This is a genomic window from Acinetobacter piscicola (genome assembly GCF_002233755.1).
GTDB classification, from domain to species: Bacteria; Pseudomonadota; Gammaproteobacteria; order Pseudomonadales; family Moraxellaceae; genus Acinetobacter; species Acinetobacter piscicola.
The window spans coordinates 58,545-66,830 of sequence record NZ_NIFO01000024.1 but is presented as its reverse complement, the minus strand read 5'-3'; the positions used below and the strand labels follow the sequence as shown (position 1 = coordinate 66,830).

Sequence of the window (8,286 nt, the reverse complement as noted above, 5' to 3'; positions counted from 1 at the left end):
AGCACCAACACCATTGTCTTCAGCTATTTATGAAGCGACAGCACCTGATATCACTGCACCAAATGCACCGACAGATTTAGATGTGATTGCAGAGGGTACAAGTGTTATCGGTAAAGCTGAGCCTAACTCAAAAATTATTATCAAAGATGCTACAGGCACAGTGATAGGCACTGGTACAACAGATGCAAATGGTAACTTTACTGTAGGTATTAGCCCTGCACAGAAAAATGGTGAAGAACTAAAAGTATCTGCGCAAGATGCAGCAAATAATACATCTCCTGAAGCGCCAGTGATTGCAGATGATATTACGCCACCAGCTTTAGGTACGCCAACATTCACTGCGGATGGTACTCAAGTTGTAGGTACAGCTGAAGCAAATAGCATTATCACTGTGAAAGATGCCAATGGTAATGTGATTGGCACTGCACCAACAGATGCCAATGGTGCATTTACAGTGACTTTAGATCGACCATATAGCTTTGGTGAAAAAGTTAATGTTACAGCAACTGATAATGCAGGTAACGTGAGCCTGCCGAAGGATGCAACAGCACCAATTCTCATTCATGCAAATAATGATGTTGCACAAGCAGATATTGACTTAGGTTATACAACCAAGACAACAACATATACTGAAAAGAAATCTTTTGGTTCAGTATTTAAATTCCTTGGTATGCCTATTCTAGGTTGTAAAGCAGCTGAAATTAATTTCAATGTTGGTGAAACTCAGAAGACAAGTGTTGATATCAAAGCGACAAACCTTGGATTAAGTAGTTTATTTGATGCGATTAAGGTCACATTATATAAGCAAAATACAGATGGTTCTTGGGCAAAAGTTGTTTCAAATAAAGATGTTGGTTTGTTTAATAAATTCTTCTTATTCTTCCCAGAGCAAGGTCGTATTTCTACTCAAAATCTTGAGCAAGGTAACTATAAGATTATTGCAGAAGACTTAACATTATTTAGTTTTGTGTCTGTAAATTGCTTAGATGTGACTTATAAAACAGAAACGAGATCCGATGTTCTAGAAGCGATTAAAGTGAATGTCCTTGAAGGTGATGTGCTGCTAAATGATATAGGTGCGAGCAAGATTGTGACGAAAATTACCAATGCTGACGGTAAAACTGTTGATGTTACTGCAACAGGTACAACCTTAGTGGGTAAGTATGGAACAATGGTGATCGAAGCTGATGGTTCTTATAAGTACACACCAAACAAAGACATCAAGGTTGTAGGTCAGGTCGATCAGTTTACCTATACCATTAAAGATGCTAATGGTAATACTTCAACGGCAAAAGTTTTTGTGCAAATTAAAGCAGATGAAGTGAAGTTAGAGTGGGATCCAAACGATCCTTCTCAACCTGCGAAGATGCTGAGCTTAAAAAATGATGTTGATACGGTACATATTGATATGTACAAACAAGTCAATACATCTACTCAAGCTGTAAATTCAAGTGAATTAACAGCGACTTACAATAAATCATCGAGTGTTGTTTCGAGTAGTTTTACTGTAGCAAGTCAGTCGGAGTCAGTTGTTAAAGTTGCTGTAAAAGGTGGCTACGAGAAAAATATTTTTGGACAATATAAAGTTTATCAAGATGCAGATGACACAACATTTACGTGGCAATTGCAGCGTTACAATAGCAAAACCAGTCAATGGGAAAATGTTGCAGGACAGTCAGGTTCTAAATATTTTGATAAATGCGGTAATTGTGTTTATACCGGTAATGAATTATTTAGCGCCAATGTAAATGTCACTGAAGCTGGAAAATATCGTGTGAATTTTACAGCGAAAACGGGTTATTACGGTGTATGTTCGACTCAAGAATTTGATACTGATGTGACTGTTACAACGAAAACTGTGACTGATCAATGGTCTCAAAGTTCAAATGGTTCTACTTCAGGAAATATTTTCACTGGTGTGGGTACAGATAGTGCAAATGTTGACACATTGGGTATCTTTGCCAAAAAACTTGCAGTTTCGGTTGATGGTGGAGCGACATTTACAGATGTGACTTCGAGCAGTACGGTACAAGGTCTATACGGCAAATTAGCGATTAATGCGAATGGCGATTATACCTATACTCAAACCAGCAATACGCCTGTTACAGATAATTTTGTATATAAAGTAACCGCTGCAAATGGTGAAACAGCTACGGCAACATTGAAAGTTGGTTTTGAAAGTACAGTTCATGGTACTGCATATGCTGACAATGTGACATCTAACGCAATTGAACAGGTACTTGAGTTGGGTGCTGGCGCTGATACTGTTAAATTTACCGCATTTAATGATTTTGACAATCAAATTGATCTTTGGACTGACTTCTCAAAAGCTCAAGGTGATAAGATTGATGTGAGTTCATTATTAAGTGGGCAAACGGTAACTGACCAAAATATTAGCCAATACATCTCAGTTGTTCAAGATGGATCTTCAAGTGTTATTCGTGTTGATCTTGATGGAAGTGGTACACAATATAATGCTAAAGATCTTGTGATACTTCAAAATCAGCAATTGAATTTAGATGACCTATTACAAAGTCACAGTATTTTGTACTAGGGCGGATGTTTATTGGTGATTGAAATTAAAAAGAGGGTTTAAGCTCTCTTTTTAATTTAAAAAAGTGGCTACAATTTTGTTTTTAATAAATAAATTTGTGTATTAATATGCAAGATAAGTGATACATTCAATCTCATTTTATTTAAGAATAGACATGTTTTTTCACTTATTTTGCTTAATAAAACAGATTCTAAATGTATTAAAAACAACGAAGTTAGCGATGAATCGTATGTATAAAAAGATAAGGATTTGGGTTTAGAAGATGCCTGTACAGTAATATAAAATATTGATTAAATTAAGCAATTTAACAGTACTGAGTTTATATAGATCAAATATCATTACATTTAATTCAATGCTAATAATTAAAAGCTATTTCCAGGTGAAATTCGCGAATGTGTAAAGCTAAGAAGCCATCATTTTCTGTAAAAAGTTTAAGCGTATTAGTTGGGTCAATGCTTTTTATACAGACACCTTCATACGCACAAGAACAGAGCTATTTAAAAAGTTTCAAGAACGGCGTTCAGGGTTTAATTAAACCTAAGGAAGATGATTCCTATAAAACAGCTCAAATGAATCAATTATCAGACTTTGTTTTTGAACCTGATGCACAGATAACGGAACTTCCTGTCGTGACGGCACCAAAGTCTGTGACTGGAAAAGACGACTCGTTAAACCCTATTGATATGCTAGAGCAAGGCGAAATGACAGCATATTCTTCTGTGGCGCCAAGGCGTAATTTATCTCTAGATGAGGCTGTGCAAATCGCGATTAAACGCAATCCAAATATTGCAGAGTCAATTGCAACCTTAGCAGCACAAAACTCGAATATCGATGTCGTAAAAGCACAATATTATCCTCAGTTAAAAGCGGGTTTAAATACAGGTGATTTCACCTCCAGTGACCGAGGACGACAGGTGTACAGTGTTGAAGCGAATCAATTACTGTATGATTTTGGCAAAGTAAAATCGAGTGTAACCACGCAACAAAATAAACTGCTTGTTGAGCAGGCAAATGTTTTAATCAGTATTGATGAAATTTCTACAGATACTTCACGAGCGGTATTGGCTTTATTGAGATATCGTGCCTTAGTACAAATTGCGCAAGATCAAGTCAAAGGGGTGACCCGGTTATATCAAATTGCAAAACTAAGGGCCGATGCCGGTATTAGTAGTAATGCAGACCCTGTACAAGCACAGAGTTATGTTGAATATTCAAAATCATATTTGATTGCTCAAACCAACCAATTACGTCAACAAGAACAAAAATTAAGAACCTTACTTGGTTTTGATGTGGGACGGACGGAATTTGTGATTCCAGATGAGCTTGTTAACCTTTCGGGCTTATATGATGAGCCTAAGATGAATACAATTCCGACAATGATCGCTGCGAAAGCAGAAATTGATGTTGCGAAAAGTCAGAAAAAACAAACTGAATTAAGTCGTTATCCAACGGTTTCTTTGGTGGGGTCTATCAATAAAGCCTTGAATGGAAAAAATCCGAATACTGGGGTAGAGAATGATACTGATAGTGCCATTTCGATTGCAGTGAGTAGTAATTTTTATCAAGGAGGTGCGGTTGGTTCACAAGTCAAAGCAGCAGGTTTTGCAGAACAAGCAGCACGTTCTAAATTAAATGCAACCTATTTAAATATTCTAAATTCTACGCGATCCGCTCGAGAAAATATTGAAAATACAGATAAACAAATTTGGGTGCTGTTAGATCGTGAGCGATCTACAGCAAAGACAAGAGAACTATATGAAGAGCAATACAAACTTGGAAAGCGTTCTATTTTAGATTTATTAAGCTCTGAACAATCTTACCATAGCTCAAGAATTGAAAGAGAAAGTGCCCGCTATGACATCTATGACACTGTGGCTGTTTACGTGAATGTGACAGGTAAAAGCAGAGATGTTTATCATTTAAATAATACAAAAATTCAAGGGTTTGAAGTGCAGCCATGAATAAGACATTAAATTATCAACCATGGCTACAAGCCATAATAACGGTTGCACAACATTATCGAATTCAACCTTCTGAAGAACAGATTCGTTTACAGTTGGAATGGAATAAATATCAAACGGTTGATGACCTGCTTGCGATTATCACACGTCAAATTGGTTTAAATATCAGGAAAGCAGACTTTTCTACAGATGTATTAAACCCTTGGCGTTTACCTGTTGTTGTTGAGTTTAATAATGGGCAAGTTGCTGTTATTGAAAAAGTAGACAACCAAGGAAATGCGAGCTTGCAACTCAGTGGTGATCAAGGTCTATCACAAACTTTTAGCTTGAGTGATTTACAAGCCAATACAAAGCAAGTCTTTATTTTTAGACCAGAAAGTTCAGTTCCTGATGCACGTATAGATGAATATATCAAGCCATATGAGAAAAGTTGGTTTTGGGATATTGTCCTAAAAGATTGGAAGCGTTATACCGATATTATGGTTGCGTCCATGATTGCCAATATTTTGGCATTGGCGACGATTATTTTCTCGATGCAAGTTTATGATCGTGTTGTGCCATCACAATCTGTCCCAACGTTATGGGTATTGGCAGGTGGTGTGCTCATTGCAGCAATTTTTGAATTTGCCTTACGTATTGCGCGTGTTTATTTGTCAGATATTATTGGTAAACGTGCTGATTTAAAAATTTCTGATCGTGTATTTGGCCATGCCTTACGTATTCGCAATAAAGATCGGTCTAAATCTACGGGTTCATTTATTTCACAAATCCGTGAGCTTGAAGGTGTTCGTGAATTAGTTACATCGACAACCATTAGTGCAGTTGCAGATTTACCTTTCTTCTTTTTATTCCTCGTGATTTTCTGGATTATTGGAGGCAATATTTTTTGGGTAATGCTGCTCGTTGTTCCGTTAATGATTATTCCAGGCATTCTTGCACAAAAGAAATTGGCACAATTGGCGAAAGAGGGTATGCGAGAATCATCGATACGAAACGCAATTTTAGTTGAAGCTGTACAAGGTATTGAAGACATTAAATTGTTAAGAGCAGAAGCCCGTTTCCAAAACCAATGGAACCATATGAATGAGGTTTCTGCTGATATCAGTATGCGTCAACGCAAAATTACAGGTTGGCTCAATGCTTGGACGCAAAAAATCCAAGGCTTAACCTATGCGATTGTTGTTTTAGTGGGTTGCTTTGCAGTCATGAAAGGTGACATGACCACAGGTGCATTGGTTGCTTGTTCTATTTTATCTTCTCGAATGCTTGCGCCGATTTCACAGATTACGGGTGTTTTAGGCCGTTGGCAGCAAGCCAAAGTTGCCAAAGAAGGTTTAGACGAATTGATGAAAAAACCTGTTGATCACCCCGACCGTGCACAACTGATTCATCGTAAAGCAATTTTTGGTGATTATGAGTTTAAAGGCGTTGTATTTAAATATGGTGAAGAAGATCCAAGACCTTCGCTCATTATTCCTCAATTAAAGATTAAACCTGGTGAAAAGATTGCGATTTTAGGGCGAAATGGGGCAGGAAAATCAACCTTATTACAATTATTATCGGGTATGCAAATGCCAGTACAAGGCAAAATTGCTTTAGATGGTATAGATCAAACCTTACTTGATCCAGATGATGTTCGCCGTGATATGGCACTACTTAATCAAAATGCACATCTTTTCTTTGGTACGATTCGTGAAAATTTAACCTTAGGTGCACCTTTAGCGACGGATGCTGAAATTATTCAGGCTTTAAAAATTACCAATGCACTTGAAATTGTGGAACAAAAGAAAGAAGGTTTGGATAATTTAGTGCTTGAAGGTGGTGTTGGTTTTTCTGGTGGGCAAAGACAGGCCTTGTTGCTGACACGTTTATTGCTACGCAATCCAAATATTGTACTTCTTGATGAACCTACAGCTTCGATTGACGATGTTTCTGAAAAAATGCTGATTCAGCATTTAAAGGCATGGTTAGGTCATCGTACTTTGGTTGTTGCTACACATCGACCTGCTGTTTTGCAACTTGTGGATCGAATCATTGTAATTCATGACGGGAAAATCGTAAAAGATGGCCCACGTGATGCAATTTTAAATCCTAATCAGTCAAAAGTAGGAGGAGCTTCAGCATGAGTCAAGAACAACAAGAACAACAAGTTCCAATACAGAAAACAGCTCAAAGTAATGAAGTGGCACCTGATGTACTCCATCGCCCGACGAACCCATCTGCGATTAAATTTTCTGAACCACCACTGCCAAAATCAACCTTTATTATTTGGATCGTCGCGATTGGCCTATTGGTGTTCCTCATTTGGGCATGCGTATTTAAATTAGAAGAAGTTTCCACAGGCACGGGTAAAGTGATTCCTTCATCTAAGGAACAAACCATTCAATCCTTAGATGGCGGTGTGGTGACTAGTTTAGATGTTAAAGAGGGTGATATTGTTCAAAAAGGACAAACACTTGCGCAAATAGATCCAACTCGTTTTGAATCACAAGTGGGTGAAAGTCAAACCAAATTACTGGCAACTCAAGCGACAGCTGCACGTTTAGAAGCAGAGGTCAATGGAACAGCGATTCACTTTCCTAAAGATGTTTTGGCTATGCCAAATTTGGTTCGAGAAGAAACAGCACTTTATACTTCACGCCGTGCAAATTTAGATGAGTCTATTGCGGGTTTAAAGCATGCTTTGACTTTGGTCCAAAATGAACTACAAATGACACAGCCTTTGGTTGCAAAAGGGGCTGCATCGGAAGTAGAAGTATTACGTTTAAAGCGTGATATTAATAATTTTGAAAACCAAATTAACGATAAAAGTAATGAATATTACGTCAAATCTCGTGAAGAATTGGCGAGAGCAAATGCAGATATTCAGTCACTACAACAAGTGGTCGCTGGACGTACGGATTCGGTACAACGGACAACTTTTAAAGCACCCGTTCGTGGTGTGGTGAAAGAGATTGCCGTAACAACCATTGGTGGTGTTGTTCCACAAAATGGTAAGTTGATGACCATTGTTCCTATTGATGAACAGTTATTGATTGAAGCTCGTATTTCTCCACGAGATATTGCTTTTATTCACCCAGATCAACCTGCACTGGTAAAAGTTACTGCTTATGATTATTCAATTTATGGCGGCTTAGAAGGAAAAGTGACGGTTATTTCACCTGATACGATTCGTGATGAAGTAAAACAGGATCAGTTCTACTATCGTGTTTATATTCGTACAGATAAAGATAAGTTGGTGAATAAAGCAGGAAAGTCGTTCTCAATTACACCAGGTATGGTCGCAACAGTTGATATTCGCACAGGTCAAAAAACCATTATTGAATACTTGTTGAAACCATTTAATAAAGCGAAAGAAGCGTTAAGAGAAAGATAATTTTATATTGATGTTTTTGTTAGATATTTTGAAAAAGTCAAAAAGATCGAAAATTAATATTGAGAGTACCTTCTCTTGCGCCATATATGGCTCAGGGAGAAGGTTAGGGTGAGGGTATCCTCTTTGCGCGTAATAACGCTCATCCTTTCTAAAGAAGAGAACTTCCCTTATAAATAAATGTTCATCACAACTAGACTTATGCAAGAAACCTATTATAAAAACCAATCTTCGGATTGGTTTTTTATTTGCTATTCGAGAATATAGGCAAGCGCTAGTCACTTGATTGATTTAAGTCTTGAGTCGTTTGAATTTTGCACAGCTTTGATTGTTTTCTATTGACTATGAGGCTTAGGGGGAGTGATAGAGTTTGTTTATCAATAATCATTGAATCACGC

4 protein-coding genes are annotated in these 8,286 nt (G+C 37.5%); all 4 read left to right on the top strand.

What is annotated here, in order from left to right; all coding sequences use genetic code 11:
* On the top strand, positions 1-2,554 hold a 2,554-nt coding region (locus CDA10_RS14210), incomplete at its 5' end, for a BapA/Bap/LapF family large adhesin (RefSeq protein ID WP_106408079.1).
* A 392-nt stretch (positions 2,555-2,946) separates the two neighbouring features.
* Positions 2,947-4,515, top strand: a complete 1,569-nt coding sequence (locus CDA10_RS14205; RefSeq protein ID WP_089606229.1) for a TolC family protein — start codon at positions 2,947-2,949, stop codon at positions 4,513-4,515.
* Positions 4,512-6,641, top strand: coding sequence for a type I secretion system permease/ATPase (locus tag CDA10_RS14200; protein ID WP_089606228.1), 2,130 nt, complete (start codon positions 4,512-4,514; stop codon positions 6,639-6,641). The genes CDA10_RS14205 and CDA10_RS14200 overlap by 4 nt, the downstream gene beginning before the upstream one ends.
* Entirely contained in the window at positions 6,638-7,891 is a 1,254-nt protein-coding gene (locus CDA10_RS14195; RefSeq protein WP_228704641.1) for an HlyD family type I secretion periplasmic adaptor subunit, read from the top strand. The genes CDA10_RS14200 and CDA10_RS14195 overlap by 4 nt, the downstream gene beginning before the upstream one ends.
* Positions 7,892-8,286: the final 395 nt, after the last annotated feature.